Below are 22,250 nucleotides of genomic sequence, written 5' to 3'. Positions count from 1 at the left end.
ATAATTAAGAGTCGTATACCCATGATAAAATCTTTGTTTTAATCGATGAGATGAGACAAGGGCTTTTGGCGGTAGGCGATTTCTTTATATCACTTTAAAAGTAAAGGATTTGATGACGTTGTAGCGAGGTTATACGTCGATCATATAACACAGAATTCGAATGAGATGCTGCGGTCAGGGGATTCAGAAGAATCCTGTGGTTTGTGGAATCTTGAATGATAGATATATACAGCAAGTGTGCATGTTGGTTCGTTATGAAATACGGCATGTGCAAAGACAAAATAAAACGTGAGGTGACTATACATGTTGGATAAATTGCAGGCATTGGCCGATCGTTATGACAAGCTGAGCGAGCTTTTGTGTGACCCGGATGTAGCTAGTGATAACAAAAAGCTGCGTGAATATTCGAAGGAGCAATCCGATCTTCAGCCGACATACGATGCGTACAATGAGTACAAACAGGTAAGCGAGGATCTGGAAGCGGCGAAGGAAATGCAAGGCGAGAAGCTGGATGACGAGATGCGCGAGATGGTCAAAATGGAAATTGATGAACTTTCTGCTCGCCAGAAAGAACTGGATGATCTGATTCGTGTACTCATGCTACCCAAAGATCCGAATGACGACAAAAACGTTATTGTGGAAATTCGCGGCGCGGCTGGTGGAAATGAAGCGGCATTGTTTGCGGCTGATCTGTACCGGATGTATACCCGTTATGCGGATGCACAAGGCTGGAAAGTCGAGCTGATGGATGTGAACACGAATGACCTCGGTGGATTCAAAGAGGTTGTATTCATGATCAACGGACGCGGCGCGTACAGCAAAATGAAATACGAGAGCGGTGCACACCGTGTACAACGTATCCCGACAACGGAATCCGGTGGACGGATTCATACATCGACTTCGACCGTTGCGGTAATGCCGGAAGCGGAAGATTTTGATATCGAAATTCATGATAAAGACATTCGTGTGGATACGTTCTGTTCCAGTGGTGCCGGTGGACAATCGGTTAACACAACGAAATCGGCAGTACGGGTAACTCACGTGCCAACAGGTATCGTAGCAACGTGTCAGGATGGTAAATCCCAGAACTCCAACAAAGAAAAAGCGTTGCAAGTTCTGCGTACACGTATCTTTGATATGAAACGGATGGAAGAAGAAGCGAAAATCTCCGTAGAGCGTAAAAGCAAAGTGGGAACGGGTGACCGCAGTGAGCGGATCCGTACGTACAACTTCCCGCAAAGCCGTGTAACGGATCACCGTATCGGTCTGACGATGCACAAGCTGGATCAAATCATGAACGGTGAGATTGAAGATATCTTGTCTGCACTGACGATTGCTCAGCAGACCGAGATGATGGATAGAGGAGAATAATCTGTGACGGGCGGAACGTTTGTAATGACGCCGGAGCAGAGTTGCCGGGAAGCCTTCGTAGAGGCTTCCTCTTTTTTGGAGAAGTGCGGCGTGTACGAGCCGCACAATAATGCACGGCTGCTGCTGGAGCATGTACTGGGCGTCTATGGCGCCCAGTATTACATGATGCAGCCGGAGCCGTTCCCCAGCGGGCTGCGTAGCCGCTGGGAAGACGCCGTCACGCGCAAGGCTGCGGGTGAGCCGGCGCAGTACATTATCGGCAGCCAGGAATTCTACGGGCTGCCGTTCGAGGTCACGCCGGCCGTGCTGATTCCGCGGCCGGAGACCGAGCTGCTGGTCGAAGCTGTGCTACGCGCAGCAGACCGCGTGTTTGCCGGCGCCGGCGGTGCCGTGCGCGCCGTCGACATTGGCACGGGCAGCGGTGCCATCGCGGTCACGATGGCTTCGCTTCGCCCGCAGTGGCAGGTATCCGCCGGGGACCTCTCGGCGGATGCCCTGCATGTGGCCGCGCGCAACGCGGCCGCGAACGGCGTACAGATCGACTTCCGTGAAGGCGATCTGCTTGCACCGTTCGCTGGGGAGCGGTTGGACATCCTGGTGTCCAACCCGCCCTACATCCCGGCGGGAGATATCGCCGGGTTACAGCAAGAGGTGCGCGATCATGAGCCGCGCCTCGCTCTGGATGGCGGTCCGGACGGGCTCGCCCCGTACCGCATCATGGTAGAGCAGTTGAATCTGCTGCCTGCGCCGCCGCAGATTGTCGGTTTTGAGCTGGGCATGGGCCAGGCTCACGACGTGGCGGCTTTGCTGGAATCGGCGGGGCACTGGCCAGAGATTATCATCGTTCCCGACCTTGCCGGAATTGAGCGGCATGTCCTGGGTGTTCGACCTTCGGAACAGGTGACAAAAATGTAAGGCACGTAAGTTTTCTTTTTGCCGCGAAATCCTCTACAATGGGGTATGCCGAAGATTTTCTGAATGCTTGGGGGAACATAAAGACATGCTGCACAAATTCAAAAAGATCGACTACTCCATCGTTTTTATTTTGGTGATCCTGATGGTCATTAGTATCATGGCCATTTACAGTACTACGTTTGGTCGTCCAAAGGTTGAGGGATTCTCCAAAAATATGATTGTATTTTATGTTTTGGGTTTTGTTGTTTTTTTCGGAATGTCCATGATCAACTATAAATTTATCGTCAAAAATTATTTATATATCTATGGGCTGGGTCTGTTACTGTTAGTTCTGGTTTTGTTCATTGGTAATGAGTATTACGGAGCCCAAGGTTGGCTTTCGATTGGCGGAATCAGTCTTCAGCCTTCGGAGTTGTTCAAGCTATGTCTGATTGTCATGTTATCGACACTGCTCGCTAGGAAGAAGAACAGGCCTTTGTTTTTTGGGCGAGATGTCATTCCGATCAGTTTGTGTGTGCTGCCGCCCTTGCTGCTTGTGTTGTTGCAAAATGACCTGGGTGCGGTACTCAGTTATATTTTTATCTGGATCGGTTTATTATGGATCGGCAATATCAAATTTTCACATGCATTGATTGGTTTTGTACTGGCGGTAAGTGCTATCGTTGCTGGCATACAAGCATACATTCATTATCATGATGAAATTACAAGTTTCCTCAAAGATATTAAACGTGCACACTGGGCAGAACGATTTGACCCGTGGCTTGTACCTGAACTGACATCCAGAGACGTATTGTGGCAGACGTACAATGCCAAACTTGCCATTGGTTCTGGTGGGGTTACGGGTAAGGGTTACATGGAGGGTACGACCATTCAATCCAATCGGGTACCTCTGGCCTATGCAGACTCGATTTTTGTACAGATTGGTGAAGAGTTTGGCTTTGTTGGCGCATCGGTACTTCTATTATTGTATTTCATCCTGATTCATAGGCTAGTCTTAATCGCTTTGGAATGTAAGGATCGCGTAGGTGCTTATTTGATTGTAGGTATTATTGCGATGATTCTGTATCAGGTCTTTGTCAATATCGGACCGTTTATCGGACTCATGCCACTGACAGGTATCACCTTGCCATTCATTAGTTATGGAGGAACATCACTGCTCATTAACATGATCAGTATGGGGATTGCCATGAGTATCAAGGTACACACCGAAGAGAATGAAGATATCCTGGGAGCAGCGGAGCAACCGAGTATTACGGAACTGATCTTGAAGCTGTTCAGACGCAAACCTGTGCAACAGGAGCAACCGGAACAGTGAACATGAATGGTTTACAGCAATATTGAAAAAGAAGTCAGATCAACCTTGGAATCGTTCTTCCCGGCATTCGCTGGGGAACGGACTTTCAAGGTTTTTTGCTTTAAAATCAACCGGATTTCCATTCTCCCATCCAATTAGGTACAATGGTAATATTGATCATTATTGGTAAAGTGCGATGTGTGAGCTAGGGGGATATTCAAACATCATGTGGAAAACGGTAAAGAAGCTGGATGGCGTTATTCTTTTTGTTCTGTTGTTGTTAATGGCGATTAGTATACTTGCGATTTATAGTGGAACACGCTTTGATCCCAAACTCGCGAATCATCATGTGAAAACGATCTATTTCTACGTGGTTGGGTTCATTGCAGTCATCGGGATTGGTTTGTTTAATTACAAGTTGTACGTAAAATACGCTTTTCTTCTATATGGTATAGGCATTATTTTCTTGATCCTGGCCAATGTGCTTGGAAGTACGTTGAATAACGCGAATGGCTGGCTGAAAATCACGGAAAGCATTTCGTTTCAACCTGCGGAATTGTTCAAAATGATCCTTGTTCTATTTCTTGCCCATTTAATTGTGAAGCGTAAACGTGGGGAGCTCGGGTTCTGGAGAGATGTCGTACCGATTGGGCTCTGGACATTTATTCCCTTCGCACTGGTTATGGCTCAGAATGACCTGGGTAACGCTCTCGGTTATGTGGTCATTCTGGTTGCTATTTTATGGATCGGCAATATAAAGCTGAAACATGCGTTAATCGGGCTGGCGATTGTGGGGGCTTTCTTTATTGGTTTCATCAAATCGTATACCTTCTACCATGATGAAATATTCGCCTTTTTGGAAAAGATCAAACGGGAGCACTGGGCTGAACGGATCGATCCGTGGCTTGTACCCGAGAAAGCTACAGCCAAAGCGATGTGGCATACAAAAAATGCAGGACTTGCCATCGGATCGGGCGGGATTATGGGCAAGGGTTTTTTGGAAGGAACTTCGGTTCAAAGCGGACGTGTGCCGTATACGTATTCGGATTCCATCTTTGTGGTGGTCGCGGAGGAATTTGGTTTTGTCGGAGCTTCGCTCTTAATCCTGTTATATTTTATCCTTATCCACCGGATGGTGTTAATCGCACTGGAGTGCAAAGAACGGGCCGGACCCATTATCATTGTGGGTATTATCGGGATGTTACTCTATCAGGTGTTTGAAAATGTAGGTGCATTCCTTGGCCTCATGCCTCTAACGGGCATTACCCTGCCGTTTATTAGTTATGGCGGTACGTCTCTGCTGATTAACATGGCCTGTATTGGGCTGGTGATGAGCATTAAGTTGTATGGTGATGAAGACGAGGATGAATGGTTTCCAGAGGAGCAATCACCATCGTGGATGCAGCGGATTCGGAGTCTGATGAAAAAGAAAAAAGAGAATAGCGCGATGTAGTTGTGTTTTTCACGAGTTGGAGGGATTATTCAGATTAAAGTAGCATCTAATCCATTACTGTCTTCGAAAGAAAGCTTAGTGGTCACTAAGCTTTTTTCATATGCCCGAGAAGAGATGGTTTAGGGGCATTTCGTAGAATAAATGAGTGCTGAAATCATCTCCTTTTAGTAAGGAATCTCTTTTCTTTCCCGATCTATAAAGCCAATTCATCCGTTTCTATGAAAAACTTTAATAGATTTCTGGTTTGTACTAGGTTTACTTCTTCCTCTACCGGGCATACTGATAGACATGAGAGAGTTGCAGCTGGATATCGGAACCGAGGGGGAGAACGGGATGAACAGACGAATTGGTAAACAAATTGGACTTATCCTTGTATGTCTTATGATGATCATTATGATGTGGGAAGGTCAGAAAACCGATGCGGCTGTTGCTGCTACTACTATTCCGGAGCAATCGATCCGTTTGCGGATTCTAGCGAATTCCGATGCGGCGGGAGATCAGCTCGTGAAACGCGAGATTCGGGATGCGGTCGTTGCACAGATGGGCGAATGGGTTGGGGCGCTGGAAAATCCGCAAAGTCTGGAGCAGGCTCGGTATGTCATTCGTGAACATCTGTCTGAGATTGAGAATCGGGTAGGAGAAGAGCTAATGAAACGTGGTCTAACTTATGATTATCAGGTGGAGCTTGGCACGGTTCCTTTTCCAACAAAGCTGTATGGGGGTACGGTATACCCTGCTGGCGAGTATGAAGCGGTACGGATTACGCTGGGCGAAGGCAAAGGGCAGAACTGGTGGTGTGTACTGTTCCCGCCACTCTGTTTCATCGATGCAAGTACAGGGGACGCGCTGGCTAAACCAACGACAACGACAGTCTCTGCCTCAGCTGGGGATGCTGTAGAGGTGAAAGCAACTGTGCAAGGTGAAACGCCTGAAGCGAGATTCTTCCTGTGGGATGTGGCTGTGAAAATATGGGATTGGGTAGCAACTTTATTCGCCTAACAACGAATAAAAGACATATTAAAATGCAGTGCAATATAGAATAAAAAACTAAGGGATGGAAGTTTCGTTGCAAATGTGCAGGGAGCTTCCTTTTCTACATGAACAGGATATGCGGGAGAAGTACCCTATGGTTGGATCGAACCTGTAACGTTATAGATATGGTATACTTATATGTACTGAAATTGAACCTACTTGAAGTTTAGGGATGATGATATATATGAACAGAGAGCACGAAAAGGTACAACAACCCTCGTTAGAGGACAAGCATGATCATGCGGCGGTAGAGAGAGTCGAGGTGGAACACAATACAGCCTTTTGGGATGTCAGAGCACTGGTGCATGAGCAGAGTGAGGGCGAGAACATAAATGTGCACGTTCAAGAGATTTCCCCAGTATCGGATGTGAAAAAGGGAAACGCCGCCCGCGAAGCGGCGCTCGCTGACTTGCAGGCTGCCGCGGCCTGCCTTCGTCAAGGGGAGACGGTTGCCTTCCCGACCGAGACGGTCTACGGCCTCGGCGCAGACGCTCGCAGCACGGAAGCAGTGGAGGCAGTATTTGCCGCCAAAGGGCGGCCATCCGACAATCCGCTGATTGTGCATATCGCGCACCGTGACCAGCTGCATGAACTGGTCACTGAGGTGAATGCAACAGCGGAAGCGCTGATGGCGGCCTTCTGGCCAGGCCCGCTGACGCTGGTGCTGCCGGTTAGGCCAGGGGCGGTGTCCCCGCGGGTCACTGCCGGGCTGGACACGGTGGCCGTGCGCATGCCGGACCACCCGGTGGCGCTGCCACTCATTGCGGCGGCGGCATGCCCCGTGGCTGCGCCAAGTGCGAACCGCTCCGGGCGGCCTAGCCCAACCCTCGCCGCACATGTGCGGGAGGATCTGGATGGCCGCATCGGCGGCATTGTGGACGGCGGCCCCACGGGGGTGGGCGTCGAGTCCACCGTGGTGCAGGCCGGTGACGACGGTACCGTCACCATCCTGCGCCCTGGCGGCATCACGGCGGAACAGCTGTCCGCCGTAGCCGCCCGTGTCGCCACGGACCCGGCGCTTCTCGCCGAAGGGTCCGGTGGCGACAGCAACAGCCCGGCGCCGCGCTCGCCGGGCATGAAGTACACGCACTACGCACCCGCAGGGGCGCTGTGCGTCGTAGAGGGGCCGCCCGCAGCGGTGGCGGCCTGGACCCGCGCCGCCCTGGCGGAGGCGGCGCAGCGCGGAGAGCGCACCGCGGTGCTGGCGTTCGCCGAGCACGCGGAGCAGTACCGCGCCGATGCCGTATTCTCGCTGGGTAACGCCAGCGAGCTACAGGAAGCTGCGCGCAGACTATACGCCGCGCTGCGCAGCTGCGATGAGCAGGGCGCCACATATATTGTGGCGGAAGCCTGCTCGCGCGAAGGGCTGGGAGCAGCCGTCATGAACCGGCTGCTCAAGGCGGCAGGCAACCAACTTATTCAAGTTGGCTGAGCCGCCTACCTAAACGTTCCTGCCCACAGGATCAGGAGCGAGCCTCAACTTTTGCAAGCATTCATCTAGCTTGCATGCAGTCGTCAAGTTTAACGTCCCAATCTACTATTTCATATTAGCAAGGGTGTCCTTGATCTGTTTTTTTTCATCCGAAAACTGTATCCATACTTCTTAGCTCCGTTTCCCTGTAACCGTCATGTTTGAGTTCTTGTCCGCATATCGTGTACAAGAACCTTATGTGACTTGGGGGTATGAGGATGTGGGATGTGTCTGCCCATATAGGGCAGTTGGTAACCATTCTGATTATGGCGGTTGCGCTGGGGCTTGATGCATTCTCGCTGGGCATCGGCATTGGCATGAAGGGTATACGGCTGCGGGATGTATTGAAAATTAGCACCGTTACGGCACTGTTTCATGTCATCATGCCGCTTGCTGGCATGTATATGGGGAAATATGTCAGTTCCTTGCTGGGCAATATTACGAATTATGCAGCAGGCGGACTGCTGGTACTGCTAGGCGCTCACATGATTTTGAATGCCTTTCGTGAAGGGGAGACCAAGCTGGTCGATCATCGATCTCTGCTGGGCATTCTTTTGTTTTCGCTTAGTGTCAGCGTCGATTCCTTCTCTGTCGGGGTGTCGCTCGGCATGTTCAGCAGTGATCTTGTCCTGACCATCCTGGCCTTTGGTTTCTGCGGTGGTTTGATGTCGATCATGGGTCTGCTTCTCGGACGTCGGGTCAGTCAGAATTTGGGCGATTACGGTGAAGCTGTAGGCGGGGCGATCTTGCTTGCCTTTGGACTTTTGTTTATATTTTAAAAAATAAAGCGGTTGAACGATAAGATAGGTAGTTCACATCTTGATTATATGGGGAGGCTATCACAATGAAACATATTTTGTTTGTATGTACAGGAAACACGTGCCGCAGCCCCATGGCAGAAGGGCTTCTGCGGAAACTTGCAGCCGAGCGCGGTATCGAGGTACATGTTCGTTCAGCAGGTGTGGCTGCATCGTCAGGCATGCCGATATCACGTCATGCCGAAGCAGTTTTGAAGGATCATCAGGCAGAGGGCCCATCCCAGTCTACACAGCTTAGTGAAGCATTGGTCGAATGGGCAGATCTGATTCTGACGTTAACCCGAAGTCATAAGCAACATGTGATGCAGGTGTTCCCGAATTCCATTCAGAAGACCTACACGCTGAAGGAATATGCCGAGAATGATACACAAGTGCTTCAAGATCTGGAGGAATTGGACAGCCTGTTTGCTACAATGGAGATGAAACGGGCCCTGGGCCAGGAAATTCTGGCCTCGGAGAGGGAGCGTGCAATCGAAATTCGGCAGCGTATTCCGAGTTTTGATATCTCCGATCCGTTTGGTGGTAGCCGGGACGATTACAATATTGCGGCAGCAGAGATTCGTACAGCGTTATCCAAGCTTCTGGATAAGCTTGAATAATTCAGCTGTACAGAGACAAGATATAGAAACAGAACATGGAATGTAAATTAACCGTTGATTTTAAAGTGGGGTTGATTTATGATGAAGGGGAAAACAGGGATCCGGTGTAACTGGCGACGAAGTGGGCACAACCACAATGGAGCACCGGAACAAACGGCCGGTCGCCTGGGCAAAAGAGCAATTCTGCGATACCCGCAGACTGCTCTTTTTTTCGTCTTTCATCTGATTTTTCGCTATAATAGTACCTGAAATGCCATGCAACGTATGCGTTGAGCAAAATGATCACAAGATGACGGGCATGATTTTATCGGGAGGCGATAGGATGACTATTGAACTGGATTCGGAACAACCCGGATTGCAACAACAGACAGCATCAATCCTGCGCGAACTGGCGACAGCCGGTAAACTTGGCTCTGGCCATGTTGTTGTTATCGGCACAAGTACAAGTGAAGTTGCAGGTCAGCGCATCGGAACAAGTGGTGCCGTCGACGTGGCAGATCAGTTGCTTGCAGGTATTCGCGAGGTGCAGACAGAGTTTGGTTTCGACACTGTATTCCAGTGCTGTGAGCACCTGAATCGAGCGCTTGTGATGGAACGTAGGTTGCTTGAGCGGCTCGGACTGACAGAGGTTGGCGCTGTACCTGTGCCGAAGGCTGGTGGTTCCATGGCATCTACCGCCTATCGTTCACTGTCCGATCCATGTCTGGCTGAGCATGTTCAAGCCCATGCCGGTATGGATATCGGAGAGACTATGATTGGCATGCATCTTCGCCATGTTGCGGTTCCTTTTCGGACATCGCTTCGTTACATTGGAGAGGCTCGTGTCACAGCAGCACTTACACGTCCGAAGCTGATTGGCGGCGAACGTGCGGTTTATCGAATGGAAGAAGAGCCCGATTCAACCTTTTGTGACTAACGTATAAAGCGAAATCACTGGGTTACACTCCAGACTTCGATTGCATCACCATCTTACGATCGCTGTTATCCCCAGATTTCTTTGAATCCCCTTTTAAAAAGGGGAAATCCGGTGATAAATGCGAACGCGCTGCTTCTCCAGATTGGTGTTGCACTCTCCGTTTACGTGTAAACATCATTTCACTTTATAACTTCATTATAATTTAGGAGGAATTTAATCATGGAACAATTGCGTAAAAATGACCCTGCAGTATTGGAAGCGATGAATCTTGAACTGAAACGTCAACAGAACAACATCGAGCTGATCGCATCCGAGAACATCGTAAGTGAAGCGGTAATTGAAGCACTCGGCTCCGTTCTGACGAATAAGTACGCTGAAGGTTATCCAGGCAAACGTTACTATGGTGGCTGTGAGCATGTCGATATCGTTGAAGATATCGCGCGTGATCGCGCGAAAGAACTGTTTGGTGCAGAACATGCGAACGTGCAACCGCACTCCGGTGCACAAGCGAACATGGCTGTATATCTGGCAGCATTGAAGCCTGGTGATACCGTTCTGGGTATGAACCTGGCACATGGCGGTCACTTGACCCATGGTAGCCCGGTTAATGCTTCTGGTTTGCTTTACAACTTCGTTGCGTATGGTGTTCAAGAAGATACATTCCTCATTGATTATGATGAAGTTCGCAAAGCAGCATTCAAACATCGTCCTCGTCTGATCGTAGCAGGTGCAAGTGCATACCCACGTACGATTGATTTTGAGAAGCTGGCTTCCATCGCCAATGATGTTGGCGCGCTGTTCATGGTTGATATGGCACACATCGCAGGACTTGTTGCAGCTGGACTGCATCCTAACCCGGTGCCACATGCACACTTCGTTACAACAACAACACACAAAACATTGCGCGGACCACGTGGCGGTATGATCCTGTGCCGCAAGTCCTGGGCAGCTGCCATTGATAAAGCAGTATTCCCAGGTTCCCAAGGTGGACCTTTGATGCACGTGATCGCTTCAAAAGCTGTAGCGTTCGGTGAAGCATTGCAACCTTCGTTCAAAACGTATGCTCAGAACGTGGTGAAAAACGCACAGGTGCTGGCTGAAACATTGATCGCTGAAGGATTGAACATTGTATCCGGCGGTACAGACAATCACTTGATGCTGATTGATACTCGTAGCGTAAACATCACGGGTAAAGAAGCGGAACATGTGCTTGATTCCATCGGTATTACAGTGAACAAAAACGCGATTCCATTCGATCCAACAAGCCCGTTCATTACAAGCGGTATCCGTATTGGTACACCTGCTGCGACTTCCCGTGGTATGGACGAGAAAGCAATGGTAGCGATCGGTAAGATCATTGCGAAAACTCTTAAAAATCCAAAAGATACAGCAACACTTGATCAGGCACGCGCAGAAGTGACTGCACTGACGGATCAATACCCACTCTACACCGACCTTAAATACTAGTACCGTTACTTCTACTGCTAAAAAACATTGCTTGTGCTGTTTGGTTTTGAAGGTTGTTAAAATGGAATACAAAGTAACGAAGTGAGCAGAATGAGGCCGTAGAAGCGGAGCGCTCGCATTTATCCCCGAATTTTCACCTACCTAAGGTGATTCATAAAATTCGGGGATAACGGCGATCGAAGGAGCATTCTGGTGGCGGAGTGGTATTGTATTACAAAAGAGCATCTTTAGTGTTCACACGTATTTTGAGCATTCAACTCACACAACAGCACGAGCAAACAGGACCGGATGAATCATTTTCCGGTCCTGTTTTTGTAGGATTTGCTTTTCTGTAATGATTAGGTGCCCTTTGATGGTGTAATTCAGTGTGGGTGATGATATAATATACAGGATTTATCGAGCCTGTGAATGACGGCTAGGTATATTTGGAAATGCTTAACTCATGAAGAACTTACCGGAGGGACAATTTAATGGGAAAATTAGTAATATGTGATCACCCCCTGATTCAACACAAACTGACGTTTATACGCGACATGCGTACGAATACGAAAGATTTTCGTGAATTGGTTGATGAAGTAGCAACATTAATGGCTTACGAGATTACAAGAGATGTTGAGCTGGAATCCATTGATGTACAAACGCCTGTAGCCGCGACACAAGGAAAAGTAATTTCTGGACGTATGCTTGGACTGGTACCGATTCTGCGTGCGGGACTAGGGATGCTGGATGGCGTTGTGAAGTTGTTGCCAGCGGCAAAAGTAGGACATGTTGGTTTGTTCCGTGACCCGGAAACATTGCAACCGGTTGAATACTACACCAAGCTGCCCACAGATGTGACTGAACGTCAACTTATTGTGATTGACCCGATGCTTGCAACAGGCGGATCAGCAATCGCAGCGATTGACGTGCTCAAAAAGCGCGGATGCACTCAGATCAAAATGATGAACCTGGTCGCAGCGCCAGAGGGCGTAAAAGCAGTACAAGATGCACATCCAGATGTAGACATCTATGTAGCTGCGCTTGACGACCGTCTGGATGATCACGGATATATCGTGCCAGGACTTGGCGATGCGGGAGACCGTTTGTACGGAACGAAATAAGCATATTTTCATGCGGATTAGAAAAGGAGCTTTGCTCAAATGTCCAAAAAAATTAAAGTGATGACTATTTTCGGGGTGCGCCCAGAAGCGATCAAGATGGCTCCGCTGATTCTGGAATTGCAGAAACATCCCGACTCTATTGAGTCGATTGTTTGCGTAACTGCGCAACATCGCCAGATGCTGGATCAGGTTCTTGAAGTTTTCGACATTCATCCCGATTATGATCTGGATGTCATGAAAGATCGTCAGACCCTGAACGAAATCACCATTCGTGTTCTTGGCGGTCTGGAGCCGGTTTTGCGTGAAGCCAAGCCAGATATCGTGCTCGTTCACGGTGATACGTTGACTACATTTGTAGCCAGCTATGCAGCCTTCCTGCAACAGATTCAGGTCGGACACGTGGAAGCCGGTCTGCGGACGTGGAATAAGCTGTCACCATACCCGGAAGAGATGAACCGCCAGCTGACGGGTGTTTTGGCCGATCTGCATTTTGCGCCAACGGACTGGTCTTCTTCCAATCTTGCCAAGGAAAATAAACCGGAGTCTAGTACCTACGTCACAGGCAACACGGTAACAGATGTGTTTCAATATACAGTACGGGAGGATTACAAACACCCGGTACTTGATTGGGCCCAAGGCAAACGCCTGGTGCTGATGACTGCTCATCGCCGCGAATCTCAAGGCGAGCCTCACCGCAACATTTTCCAGGCCGTCAAACGTATTGCTGACGAATTTGAAGATATTGCCATCGTGTACCCGGTGCACCCTAGTCCTGCTGTGAAGGAGCCGGCTCACGCGATTTTGGGGAATCATCCCCGTATTCAGTTAATTGATCCGCTAGACGTAGTGGATTTGCATAACTTTTACCCGCACACTCACTTGATCCTGACTGATTCAGGCGGTTTGCAGGAAGAAGCGCCTTCGTTTGGTGTGCCTGTTCTTGTATTGCGCGATACTACAGAGCGCCCGGAAGGCATCGAAGCAGGTACGCTGGAATTGGTAGGGACAGAAGAGGAACGTGTATATGAACGGACCAAGGCTCTGCTTACGGATGAAGAACTGTATGCAAGCATGAGCCAAGCTGCTAATCCATACGGTGATGGACATGCTTCGGAAAGAATTGTCAATGCGATTTTGCACCATTTTGGCGTAAAAAGTGAGCGTCCGGAATCATTTCACAGAAAGTTCAAAAAATAATTCACATTTTCTGTTGGATTTATAGAGGGGATAGCATACAGTTAAACTGTACGGTTTACGCGGGTTTATGGGCTTTCTTAAGCTGTAGACCCGTCGTTTCTCCCTTTAAAACGCTAAAATCAATCAATTGACAAAGGCTCTCATCATTCAGTAAAATTAACTGGGATTGCAAGGGTGGCGTGGAAAATGGCCGATTCGAACAAACCAAATTCATCCCGTAACCATGATGATAAGGTCTGGAAAGCAATGGGGCTCGTGACAGCTTTTGGGATCGAGATTGCCTTGCTCGCTGTTGCCGGATATTACGCTGGCTCGTGGTTGGACAGGACCATTGGAGGCAACGGAATATGGATCGCCGTAAGCGTTCTCTTTTTTCTTGCGGCAGGCGGGGTAAGCATTTACTTTATTGCTAAAAAATTCATGGGGGAAAGTGATGAGTGAACTAGCCAGATATCGCAGATGGATGACCGTTTCCGTCATGTACATTCTCATGATTTGTTTTCTGACGGCTGCATTTGCACCTCGTTTGGAAACGATTGCTTTGGGACTGGCCCTGGGTGTTAGCATCAGTTTGATTAATGCATTTTACCTGGGCTACAAGGTGAGGAAGATGTCCGATGATGCGGCAGAAGGTAATCTGAAGCGTGTGAACCTGGGATTTTTGACAAGAGCGGCGCTCGCAGTGCTTGGTATTTACATATCGATGCGCTTTCCGCAGTACTTCAATACATATGCGGTTGCAGGCGGTCTGGCCATTGCGCAATTTTCCCTATTAATTATAGGGATCATCATGTCCCGCAAAGCAGAGTGATTTTGAGTGTGGCAACTTTCAGGTAGAGAAAGGGGTGAGAAAAAAATATGCATGAAGCTCCAGTGATTATGCTTGGTGGATTTCATCTGGACTTGTCCGTACTATTGATGTTGATTGTAACCAGCGCCATTGTCTTCATATTTGCCATCATCGCTACACGGAACCTGTCGGTGGATAATCCGGGAAAGCTGCAAAACTTTATGGAGTGGGCTGTTGAGTTCGTTCGTAATCTGATATCCAGTACGATGGACATGAAGAAAGGCAAACACTTTATTTCTCTCGCACTTACGATGATTTTGTTCATCTTCGTAGGAAATATGCTTGGGCTTCCATTCCAGGCCGTTACCGATGTTAAGGATGTTAATGCAGCTACCGTTTTCGGGAAACCAATCGTTACAGCGGTTGAGGCTTATGAAAAGGCTCACGCGAAGGACCCAGAAGCGCATCCACATATCGAGCTGGCTTGGTTCAAATCACCAACAGCTGACTTGTCCGTAACGATGGGACTAGCTCTTGTAGCCTTCCTCGTAGCACATGGACTTGGACTGTTCAAGAACACTAGAGGTTATCTGAAGCACTATGTGCAACCGTACGCGTTGTTCCTTCCGATTAATATTATCGAGACCGCGTCCAAGTTGCTCACGCACGGCATGCGTTTGTTCGCGAATATTTTTGCGGGTGAGGTGCTGATTGCAACCATCCTCAAACTGACCAGCTTTAAAGTGCTGGGCGCTATTTTCGCAATACCGCTACTTGCAGTGTGGCAAGGTTTCAGTATCTTTATCGGCGGGATTCAAGCTTTCGTTTTCGTCATTCTAATGATGGTGTACATTTCACAGACCATCGAAACGCACGAAGAACATTAAGTTTTAGACCTGCGGGGATCTCTCCATCAGGCTGAACAATAAAATTGATTTATAATTTTAAGGAGGATATACAAATGGGAGCAATGGCATTAATCGCAGCAGCAATTGTTGCAGGATTGGGCGCTTTCGGCGCAGGTATCGGTAACGGTATGGTAATCAGCAAAACAGTGGAAGGGATCGCGCGTCAACCAGAAGCGAAATCCACACTGCAAACAACAATGTTCATCGGGGTAGGTTTGATCGAGGTATTGCCGATCATCGGTGTGGTACTCGCATTCATGTTCTACGGTGCTGCTTAAGACATAACACAGTACGGCGGGGAAGGCTGTAGCCCTCCGCGCCTTCTTTTTAGCTAGGAACTTATCCTGTAAGGGATAACGGTTTAGGATACCTCCAGGAAGGAGTGAACAGATTGAGTTTCTTATGGGAAAATACGCTTCTTGCGATTATCGCATTTTTGGTTTTATACTGGCTGCTTAGCCGTTATGCTTTCGGTCCGTTGTTCTCCATCATGGAAAAGCGTCGTGAACTCGTAATGAGCCAGATGAATGAGGCTGCTCAGACTCGGGAACAGGCGATTGCTTATGTGGAGGAGCAAAAACAGGCTCTGGAACAAGCGCGCAAAGAAGCTCACGACATTATTGAACAATCCAGACAAACGGGTGGCAAGCAGGCTGAATCTATTCTGGCTGATGCCAAAGCTGAAGCAACTCGTCTCAAAGACGATGCTGTACGTGAAATTGAGAGCGAGAAGAACAAAGCGGTTGCCGCTCTTCGCAGCGAACTGGGTACTGCTTCCGTTCAGATTGCTTCCAGATTGATCAAAAAAGAAGTTGAGAACGGTCCAGCACAAGAGGAACTTGTGAACCAATACCTCAATGAGGTAGGGGGCCGACAATGAGCCGCGATACGATTGTTGCCAAGCGTTATGCAAAAGCATTGTTCGAAGTTGCTCTTCAGCAGCAGCAAGTGCTTGAAGTTGAACAGGAACTGCGTGCCGTTGTCAGTGGATTAACCGGAGATCAAGAGATTATCAAATTTATTGTTTCTCCAAACATCTCTGATGAAGCCAAGCGAAATGTGCTTCATGCAAGCCTTGATGGCAAAGTGTCCGAACCTGTCCTTCGCACGGTTTTGCTTCTGATTGAGCGTGGCCGCGTGGAATTGTTGCAAGACCTGTTGGATGATTATGTGAGAATCGAAGGGGATTCCCTTGGAATCGCCGATGCTCGCGTATACTCGACCTATGCATTGAAGGAAGAAGAGAAAGAAGCGGTAGCCCGTGAGTTCGGTGGCCGTGTGAATAAAAAGATCCGTATCGAGAACATTGTTGATCCTGCACTGCTGGGCGGATTGAAAGTCGCCATTGGCGATACGATCTATGACGGCAGCTTGGCTGGCAAGCTCGAACGTCTTGAGCAGTCTTTTAACAGACGAGTACAGTAGATTGGGGTGAGGACACTTGAGTATCAAACCAGAAGAAATCAGTACATTAATTAAGAGTCAGATTGAACAATATAAGACTGATATCGATGTAGTCGAAGTTGGTACAGTTATTGAGGTTGGTGACGGGATCGCCCGTGTATACGGACTCGAGAATGTCATGTCCAACGAGTTGGTTGAGTTCCCAAGCGGTGTAATGGGCCTCGCCATGAACGTAGAAGAAAGCAATGTCGGTGTCGTTATCCTGGGACCTTACTATGATATTCGTGAGGGCGACCAAGTGAAACGGACTGGTCAAATCATGCAGGTGCCTGTAGGCGAAGCATTGATTGGACGTGTCGTGAACCCGCTTGGTATTCCAGTGGATGGCAAAGGGCCAATCGCTACAACGGAATTCCGTCCGGTTGAAGGTAAAGCACCAGGCGTAATGGATCGTAAATCCGTTCATGAGCCGATGCAAACAGGAATTAAAGCCATCGATGCAATGGTACCAATCGGTCGCGGACAACGTGAGTTGATCATCGGTGACCGTCAAACAGGAAAAACATCGATTGCCATTGATGCGATCCTGAACCAAAAAGGTAGCGGCATGAAGTGTATCTATGTGGCTATTGGTCAGAAGCAGTCTACGGTTGCACAAGTTGTAGAAACTCTTCGTCGTAAAGGCGCAATGGAGTACACCATTGTTGTAACAGCAGCAGCTTCCGATCCATCACCACTCTTGTACATCGCACCGTACTCCGGTTGTTCGATGGGTGAGTATTTCATGTATAAAGGCGAGCACGTCCTGGTCATCTATGATGACTTGACTAAACAAGCTTCTGCTTATCGTGAGTTGTCCTTGTTGCTCCGTCGTCCACCGGGCCGTGAGGCTTATCCGGGTGACGTCTTCTACCTGCACTCCCGTTTGCTGGAGCGTGCTGCGAAGCTGAACGATGAACTGGGTGGTGGTTCTTTAACCGCACTGCCGTTCATTGAAACACAAGCTTCCGATGTATCTGCTTATATTCCAACGAACGTAATCTCCATCACGGATGGACAGATCTTCTTGGAAGCTGACTTGTTCAATGCTGGACAACGTCCGGCGATCAACGTTGGTATCTCTGTATCCCGTGTCGGTGGTTCTGCTCAGATCAAAGCGATGAAAAAGGTTGCAGGTTCCCTGCGTCTTGACCTCGCTCAATATCGTGAGCTTCAAGCGTTCTCCCAGTTCGGTTCCGATCTGGATAAAGCGACTCAGGCTCGTCTGAATCGTGGTGCACGTATGATGGAAATTCTGAAGCAAGGTGTTAACCAGCCGTTGCCTGTAGAACAACAGGTTGTCAGCTTGTACACTGCAGTTAAAGGATTCCTTGATGAGATTCCAACAGGTGATGTTACTCGTTTTGAGCATGAGTTCCTTGCGTTCATGGAGAGCAACCACCCGGAAATTCTGGGATCGATTCGTGAAACGAAAGAATTGACAGTAGACAATGAAAATGCACTCAAAGGTGCAATCGAGAAGTTCAGAAAGAGCTTCGCAGTCTCTGTCTAAATAGATGATTGTAGCTGCGGAGTTGTCTAACCGATTCCGCATGTCTGCATGCAAAACTTTGACTCAGTCAAAGCAGGAATATGCTTACGAAGTAGTTTTGACTATGTCAAAACTTTAAGGTGGTGAAATCATGGCAAAAGGCATGCGCGAAATTAAGCGGCAAATTAAAAGCGTACAAAGCACAAAGCAGATCACCAAAGCAATGGAGATGGTTGCAGCTGCAAAACTGCGTAAAGCGCAGGAAAAAGCAGAGGCCGCACGTCCTTATTCAGAGAAGTTGAAAGAAGTTGTGGCGAGTATTGCCTCCAGTACCCAAGGTATCCAGCACCCAATGCTGGAAAGCCGTCCGGTCAAAAAGACAGCGTATCTGATCATTACGTCAGATCGGGGTCTTGCAGGTGGATACAATGCGAACGTTCTGCGTCAGGTGAGTCAGACTCTGAAAGAGCGTCACAACTCCCAGGACGAGTACGAATTATTCGTTATTGGTCGTAAAGGGCGTGACTATTTCAGAAGACGCGAAATAGCTATGGCTTCCACAACTACAGATCTGTCGGACTCACCTTCATTCGCAGATATCAAATCCATCGCTCATGAGGCAGTTCATGGATTTGAACTGGCTGATTTTGATGAATTGTACATTTGTTATAACCGCTTTGTAAATGCGTTGACCCAGATTCCGACAATGGAGAAACTTCTCCCTATGGAAACACCTGAGTTAACTCCTGCGGATGGACCGACTGCGAGCTACGAGTATGAACCGTCAGCTGAGGCTGTGCTGGAAGTTTTGCTTCCGCGTTATGCGGAAACATTGATCTACGGTGCACTGTTGAATGGTAAAGCGAGTGAACTGGGTGCGAAGATGACAGCAATGGGTAATGCAACCAAAAATGCATCGAAACTCATTAATGATCTGTCATTGACTTATAACCGTGCCCGTCAAGCAGCGATTACGCAGGAGATTACGGAAATTGTGGCAGGTGCCAACGCAGCACAAGGCTAACCGTTTTTTATTTAATGAAGGCTTGCACTGCAAAAATGAACGAACGGAATTTTATTTTTGCCAAAGTAGCAGGCTTGTAGGAGGGGAACGTTAAGATGAACAAAGGACGCGTTGTGAGCATCATGGGTCCGGTTGTTGACGTCGAGTTTGATCGCGGCGGTCTGCCGGAAATCCTCAATGCCATTACGATCACTACAGTAAACGAGAGCGGTGTGAGTGTAAATCTTACACTCGAAGCTTCGAAACATCTGGGTGACAACCGTGTACGTTGTATCGCGATGTCCTCCACGGACGGTCTCGTACGTGGCATGGAAGCCGTAGATACTGGAGCTCCAATCTCTGTACCTGTCGGTGAAGCGACACTGGGCCGTGTATTTAACGTACTCGGCGAAGCGATTGATACTGGCGGTACAGTTGTATCTGAACATAAAAACCCGATTCACCGCTCTGCTCCTGCATTCGATGAATTGACTACCCAAGCGGAAATGCTTGAAACAGGTATCAAAGTTATCGACTTGCTGGCTCCTTACGCAAAAGGTGGTAAAATCGGTCTGTTTGGTGGTGCCGGTGTAGGTAAAACGGTAACCATTCAGGAATTGATCAACAACATTGCGCAAGAACACGGCGGTATCTCCGTATTTGCCGGTGTTGGTGAGCGTACCCGTGAAGGTAATGACTTGTATCACGAGATGAGTGATTCCGGCGTTATCAACAAAACAGCAATGGTCTTCGGACAAATGAACGAGCCACCAGGCGCACGTCTTCGTGTAGCCCTCACAGGTTTGACTATGGCGGAATATTTCCGTGATGAAGAAGGCCGTGACGTGTTGCTCTTTATCGATAACATCTTCCGTTTCACCCAAGCGGGTTCAGAAGTATCTGCCTTGCTTGGACGTATGCCATCCGCGGTAGGTTACCAGCCTACGCTGGCAACAGAAATGGGTCAATTGCAAGAGCGTATCACTTCAACGAAAAAAGGATCGGTTACATCCATCCAGGCGATCTACGTACCTGCGGATGACTATACTGACCCGGCTCCTGCAACAACGTTTGCTCACTTGGATGCAACAACAAACCTGGAGCGTAAAATCTCCGAGATGGGTATCTACCCAGCCGTAGATCCACTCGCATCCAGCTCCCGGATCTTGTCTCCTGAAGTTGTTGGCGAAGAGCACTATAGTGTCGCACAAGGCGTTAAACGTATCTTGGCACGTTATAATGAACTTCAAGATATCATCGCAATCCTGGGTATGGACGAGCTCAGCGAAGAAGACAGAGCGCTCGTATATCGTGCGCGTAAAATTCAACGTTTCTTGTCCCAGCCTTTCCACGTTGCTGAAGCATTTAACGGTATTCCGGGTAAATACGTTCCGGTTAAAGAAACAGTGCGCAGCTTTAAAGAGATTCTCGAAGGCAAGCATGACGATCTGCCGGAAGCAGCATTCCTCTTCGTGGGTACGATTGAAGAGGCAGTGGAGAAAGCTAAAACACTGGTATAATCTGAGTCCAGGATTGTCCTTATGAAGCGAGCTATCCTTCGGATAGTTTCAGGAGGGATGGAATTGAGCACCTTTTTGTTGGAGATCGTAACGCCTGAGCGTCTCGTCTATTCACAGCAAGTGGATAGCGTCATCGCTCGCGGTATTGAAGGGGAACTGGGGATTCTTCCTGGTCATATCCCGATGGTCACACCTTTACAGATTGCACCGATCACGATCAAAAACGGAAAAGAGAATAAGCAAGTCGCCATCGGCGGCGGCTTTATCGAAGTCCGCAAAGATAAGGTTGTTGTACTCGCAGAGAGTGCCGAATTCCCGGAAAGCATCGATGTGGATCGTGCGCGTGCGGCCAAAGAGCGGGCAGAACGCCGGCTTGCCAGCCAAAGCAACCAGGATCACTTTGATCACCGTCGTGCAGAGATTGCTTTGCAAAAAGCGGTTAACCGGATCAACGTATTCGGCAAATAAAGTAACTTATGGAGCCCGGCGGCATTGTCTGCCGGGTTCTTTTACTCTTTTATGAAGAAATAATGATAGAAATAAAAAAGTGGAATACGATGATGAATTGCCAATACGCTATTTATGGATTTGAACGTTAGAGAGTTTTCTCTTTATATAGTATGAATAGCTTCAAATAATTAGATTCACATTTCAATGATCAGGTGAATAAGATGTAGGACTTAAGTAGTATGGGCATATCACCCTGATAGAACTAATTTTACGAGATTCAGTAGAATTATTTCCGAGGAAATGACAGAATCGATATCGTTATAACGCTATTTTATGTCGTTTTAGTCACCCATTACTGGCGGATAAAAATTAAAATATTTTTTGAAGTGGAAATCAATGTAGTTGACAAGTAATAGTGAAACAGCCTATATTCCTTAGAGTCAGCAGATGCAGGAAGTAGGGCGCTAGATGTCCATCATCTTGCAGAGTTGAATTGTTGTTGCTTGATCAGGTAGGCATCAGAGACTTTTTCAATTCGAGGGGGACCTGACAGTAGAACAGAGATGTTTTTCTGGTTTTCGCTCATTCCTGTGTACTAACAAGTTATGGGGGTTAGGCATATGATATGCCGATCGCTGCAACAATCAAGGTGGAGGTAAGAAGATATGGGTAATGATCTGGCGAATCAGGTGAACCAGACATTGAGCACAAACAGCCTGATCTCAATTGTCGTTTCTCTTATATGTATAGCGATTACATGGTGGTCATTGCAAAATCTGAAATTGGATTTAGTGATCAGACAGCCGAAAGGTCCTCAGGGGAGACTGTTACATTTGTTGCTGGCCATTATTCTAGGGCATGCCGTTGCTGGCTTTGTTATTGATTATTTGTCCTGGACTCAAATGTTAAGAAATTTGTTTTAATGTTGAGATGGTTGGTTAATCATCTGTTAGGTTCTTCAAGCGGCTCATTGTCGAATAACATCGATTAATTGTGTTAACAATTAGAGTA

23 protein-coding genes and 1 riboswitch are annotated in these 22,250 nt (G+C 48.1%); all 23 genes read left to right on the top strand.

Features of this window, described 5'->3' with window-relative positions:
* Positions 1-303: 303 nt before the first annotated feature.
* The 23 genes from prfA (at position 304) to MHI38_RS13280 (ending at position 22,162) form a co-directional block, all read left to right on the top strand.
* Entirely contained in the window at positions 304-1,371 is a 1,068-nt protein-coding gene (gene prfA, locus MHI38_RS13390) for a peptide chain release factor 1 (RefSeq protein WP_341181301.1), read from the top strand.
* 24 nt (positions 1,372-1,395) lie between these two features.
* A complete protein-coding gene (prmC, locus tag MHI38_RS13385; RefSeq protein WP_154891352.1) occupies positions 1,396-2,286 on the top strand; it encodes a peptide chain release factor N(5)-glutamine methyltransferase in 891 nt (296 codons plus the stop codon).
* 85 nt (positions 2,287-2,371) lie between these two features.
* Positions 2,372-3,601 carry an FtsW/RodA/SpoVE family cell cycle protein gene (locus tag MHI38_RS13380; RefSeq protein ID WP_221791297.1) on the top strand — a complete coding sequence of 410 codons (1,230 nt, stop codon included), beginning with the start codon at positions 2,372-2,374 and terminating at the stop codon, positions 3,599-3,601.
* Positions 3,602-3,806: 205 nt separating this feature from the next.
* On the top strand, positions 3,807-5,033 hold the full coding sequence (locus MHI38_RS13375; RefSeq protein ID WP_154891324.1) for an FtsW/RodA/SpoVE family cell cycle protein: 1,227 nt from the start codon (positions 3,807-3,809) through the stop codon (positions 5,031-5,033).
* 333 nt (positions 5,034-5,366) lie between these two features.
* The gene (spoIIR, locus tag MHI38_RS13370; protein ID WP_154891351.1) at positions 5,367-6,032 is read left to right on the top strand and encodes a stage II sporulation protein R; all 666 of its coding nucleotides are present in this window, start codon (positions 5,367-5,369) and stop codon (positions 6,030-6,032) included.
* 205 nt (positions 6,033-6,237) lie between these two features.
* Positions 6,238-7,497, top strand: coding sequence for an L-threonylcarbamoyladenylate synthase (locus MHI38_RS13365; RefSeq protein WP_341181300.1), 1,260 nt, complete (start codon positions 6,238-6,240; stop codon positions 7,495-7,497).
* 257 nt (positions 7,498-7,754) lie between these two features.
* Complete coding sequence (locus MHI38_RS13360; protein ID WP_154891323.1) at positions 7,755-8,315, top strand: manganese efflux pump MntP; 561 nt, start codon at positions 7,755-7,757, stop codon at positions 8,313-8,315.
* A gap of 65 nt (positions 8,316-8,380) precedes the next feature.
* Positions 8,381-8,953: a low molecular weight protein arginine phosphatase gene (locus tag MHI38_RS13355; RefSeq protein ID WP_154891322.1), complete on the top strand. Its 573-nt coding sequence runs from the start codon at positions 8,381-8,383 to the stop codon at positions 8,951-8,953.
* Positions 8,954-9,049: 96 nt separating this feature from the next.
* Positions 9,050-9,131, top strand: a riboswitch (ZMP/ZTP riboswitch).
* Between the two features lie 144 nt (positions 9,132-9,275).
* On the top strand, positions 9,276-9,869 hold the full coding sequence (locus tag MHI38_RS13350; protein ID WP_154891321.1) for a TIGR01440 family protein: 594 nt from the start codon (positions 9,276-9,278) through the stop codon (positions 9,867-9,869).
* Positions 9,870-10,088: 219 nt separating this feature from the next.
* Positions 10,089-11,336, top strand: a complete 1,248-nt coding sequence (gene glyA / locus MHI38_RS13345) for a serine hydroxymethyltransferase (RefSeq protein ID WP_167375780.1) — start codon at positions 10,089-10,091, stop codon at positions 11,334-11,336.
* Positions 11,337-11,806: 470 nt separating this feature from the next.
* On the top strand, positions 11,807-12,436 hold the full coding sequence (gene upp / locus MHI38_RS13340; protein WP_090922856.1) for a uracil phosphoribosyltransferase: 630 nt from the start codon (positions 11,807-11,809) through the stop codon (positions 12,434-12,436).
* 39 nt (positions 12,437-12,475) lie between these two features.
* Complete coding sequence (wecB, locus tag MHI38_RS13335) at positions 12,476-13,633, top strand: non-hydrolyzing UDP-N-acetylglucosamine 2-epimerase (RefSeq protein WP_308722726.1); 1,158 nt, start codon at positions 12,476-12,478, stop codon at positions 13,631-13,633.
* 186 nt (positions 13,634-13,819) lie between these two features.
* Entirely contained in the window at positions 13,820-14,074 is a 255-nt protein-coding gene (locus MHI38_RS13330; protein WP_090922860.1) for an AtpZ/AtpI family protein, read from the top strand.
* Positions 14,067-14,444: an ATP synthase subunit I gene (locus MHI38_RS13325; RefSeq protein WP_090922862.1), complete on the top strand. Its 378-nt coding sequence runs from the start codon at positions 14,067-14,069 to the stop codon at positions 14,442-14,444. The genes MHI38_RS13330 and MHI38_RS13325 overlap by 8 nt, the downstream gene beginning before the upstream one ends.
* A gap of 47 nt (positions 14,445-14,491) precedes the next feature.
* Positions 14,492-15,310 (top strand): F0F1 ATP synthase subunit A, encoded by an 819-nt coding sequence (atpB, locus tag MHI38_RS13320; RefSeq protein WP_090922864.1) that lies wholly within the window; start codon positions 14,492-14,494, stop codon positions 15,308-15,310.
* Positions 15,311-15,384: 74 nt separating this feature from the next.
* A complete protein-coding gene (atpE, locus tag MHI38_RS13315) occupies positions 15,385-15,609 on the top strand; it encodes a F0F1 ATP synthase subunit C (protein ID WP_090922866.1) in 225 nt (74 codons plus the stop codon).
* 113 nt (positions 15,610-15,722) lie between these two features.
* The gene (gene atpF / locus MHI38_RS13310) at positions 15,723-16,211 is read left to right on the top strand and encodes a F0F1 ATP synthase subunit B (protein WP_090922868.1); all 489 of its coding nucleotides are present in this window, start codon (positions 15,723-15,725) and stop codon (positions 16,209-16,211) included.
* Complete coding sequence (locus MHI38_RS13305) at positions 16,208-16,756, top strand: F0F1 ATP synthase subunit delta (RefSeq protein WP_090922870.1); 549 nt, start codon at positions 16,208-16,210, stop codon at positions 16,754-16,756. The genes atpF and MHI38_RS13305 overlap by 4 nt, the downstream gene beginning before the upstream one ends.
* A gap of 16 nt (positions 16,757-16,772) precedes the next feature.
* A complete protein-coding gene (gene atpA / locus MHI38_RS13300) occupies positions 16,773-18,287 on the top strand; it encodes a F0F1 ATP synthase subunit alpha (RefSeq protein ID WP_221791290.1) in 1,515 nt (504 codons plus the stop codon).
* A gap of 130 nt (positions 18,288-18,417) precedes the next feature.
* Positions 18,418-19,290 carry an ATP synthase F1 subunit gamma gene (gene atpG, locus MHI38_RS13295; RefSeq protein WP_090922874.1) on the top strand — a complete coding sequence of 291 codons (873 nt, stop codon included), beginning with the start codon at positions 18,418-18,420 and terminating at the stop codon, positions 19,288-19,290.
* A 95-nt stretch (positions 19,291-19,385) separates the two neighbouring features.
* Positions 19,386-20,789, top strand: a complete 1,404-nt coding sequence (atpD, locus tag MHI38_RS13290) for a F0F1 ATP synthase subunit beta (RefSeq protein ID WP_090922876.1) — start codon at positions 19,386-19,388, stop codon at positions 20,787-20,789.
* A 63-nt stretch (positions 20,790-20,852) separates the two neighbouring features.
* Positions 20,853-21,257, top strand: a complete 405-nt coding sequence (locus MHI38_RS13285; RefSeq protein WP_090922878.1) for a F0F1 ATP synthase subunit epsilon — start codon at positions 20,853-20,855, stop codon at positions 21,255-21,257.
* Between the two features lie 647 nt (positions 21,258-21,904).
* Complete coding sequence (locus MHI38_RS13280) at positions 21,905-22,162, top strand: DUF1146 family protein (protein ID WP_090922880.1); 258 nt, start codon at positions 21,905-21,907, stop codon at positions 22,160-22,162.
* Positions 22,163-22,250: the final 88 nt, after the last annotated feature.

It is taken from the genome of Paenibacillus sp. FSL K6-1558, from assembly GCF_038002565.1.
GTDB classification, from domain to species: Bacteria; Bacillota; Bacilli; order Paenibacillales; family Paenibacillaceae; genus Paenibacillus; species Paenibacillus polysaccharolyticus.
Note: the sequence above shows the minus strand (reverse complement) of the source record. Positions and strands in the feature narration are given on the sequence as shown.

What these genes read in the sequence shown, in the direction of transcription:
- prfA (WP_341181301.1), top strand. Translation starts at nt 304, where the DNA reads ATGTTGGATAAATTGCAGGCATTGGCCGATCGTTATGACAAGCTGAGC.
- prmC (WP_154891352.1), top strand. Translation starts at nt 1,396, where the DNA reads ATGACGCCGGAGCAGAGTTGCCGGGAAGCCTTCGTAGAGGCTTCCTCT.
- MHI38_RS13380 (WP_221791297.1), top strand. Translation starts at nt 2,372, where the DNA reads ATGCTGCACAAATTCAAAAAGATCGACTACTCCATCGTTTTTATTTTG.
- MHI38_RS13375 (WP_154891324.1), top strand. Translation starts at nt 3,807, where the DNA reads ATGTGGAAAACGGTAAAGAAGCTGGATGGCGTTATTCTTTTTGTTCTG.
- spoIIR (WP_154891351.1), top strand. Translation starts at nt 5,367, where the DNA reads ATGAACAGACGAATTGGTAAACAAATTGGACTTATCCTTGTATGTCTT.
- MHI38_RS13365 (WP_341181300.1), top strand. Translation starts at nt 6,238, where the DNA reads ATGATGATATATATGAACAGAGAGCACGAAAAGGTACAACAACCCTCG.
- MHI38_RS13360 (WP_154891323.1), top strand. Translation starts at nt 7,755, where the DNA reads ATGTGGGATGTGTCTGCCCATATAGGGCAGTTGGTAACCATTCTGATT.
- MHI38_RS13355 (WP_154891322.1), top strand. Translation starts at nt 8,381, where the DNA reads ATGAAACATATTTTGTTTGTATGTACAGGAAACACGTGCCGCAGCCCC.
- MHI38_RS13350 (WP_154891321.1), top strand. Translation starts at nt 9,276, where the DNA reads ATGACTATTGAACTGGATTCGGAACAACCCGGATTGCAACAACAGACA.
- glyA (WP_167375780.1), top strand. Translation starts at nt 10,089, where the DNA reads ATGGAACAATTGCGTAAAAATGACCCTGCAGTATTGGAAGCGATGAAT.
- upp (WP_090922856.1), top strand. Translation starts at nt 11,807, where the DNA reads ATGGGAAAATTAGTAATATGTGATCACCCCCTGATTCAACACAAACTG.
- wecB (WP_308722726.1), top strand. Translation starts at nt 12,476, where the DNA reads ATGTCCAAAAAAATTAAAGTGATGACTATTTTCGGGGTGCGCCCAGAA.
- MHI38_RS13330 (WP_090922860.1), top strand. Translation starts at nt 13,820, where the DNA reads ATGGCCGATTCGAACAAACCAAATTCATCCCGTAACCATGATGATAAG.
- MHI38_RS13325 (WP_090922862.1), top strand. Translation starts at nt 14,067, where the DNA reads ATGAGTGAACTAGCCAGATATCGCAGATGGATGACCGTTTCCGTCATG.
- atpB (WP_090922864.1), top strand. Translation starts at nt 14,492, where the DNA reads ATGCATGAAGCTCCAGTGATTATGCTTGGTGGATTTCATCTGGACTTG.
- atpE (WP_090922866.1), top strand. Translation starts at nt 15,385, where the DNA reads ATGGGAGCAATGGCATTAATCGCAGCAGCAATTGTTGCAGGATTGGGC.
- MHI38_RS13305 (WP_090922870.1), top strand. Translation starts at nt 16,208, where the DNA reads ATGAGCCGCGATACGATTGTTGCCAAGCGTTATGCAAAAGCATTGTTC.
- atpG (WP_090922874.1), top strand. Translation starts at nt 18,418, where the DNA reads ATGGCAAAAGGCATGCGCGAAATTAAGCGGCAAATTAAAAGCGTACAA.
- atpD (WP_090922876.1), top strand. Translation starts at nt 19,386, where the DNA reads ATGAACAAAGGACGCGTTGTGAGCATCATGGGTCCGGTTGTTGACGTC.
- MHI38_RS13280 (WP_090922880.1), top strand. Translation starts at nt 21,905, where the DNA reads ATGGGTAATGATCTGGCGAATCAGGTGAACCAGACATTGAGCACAAAC.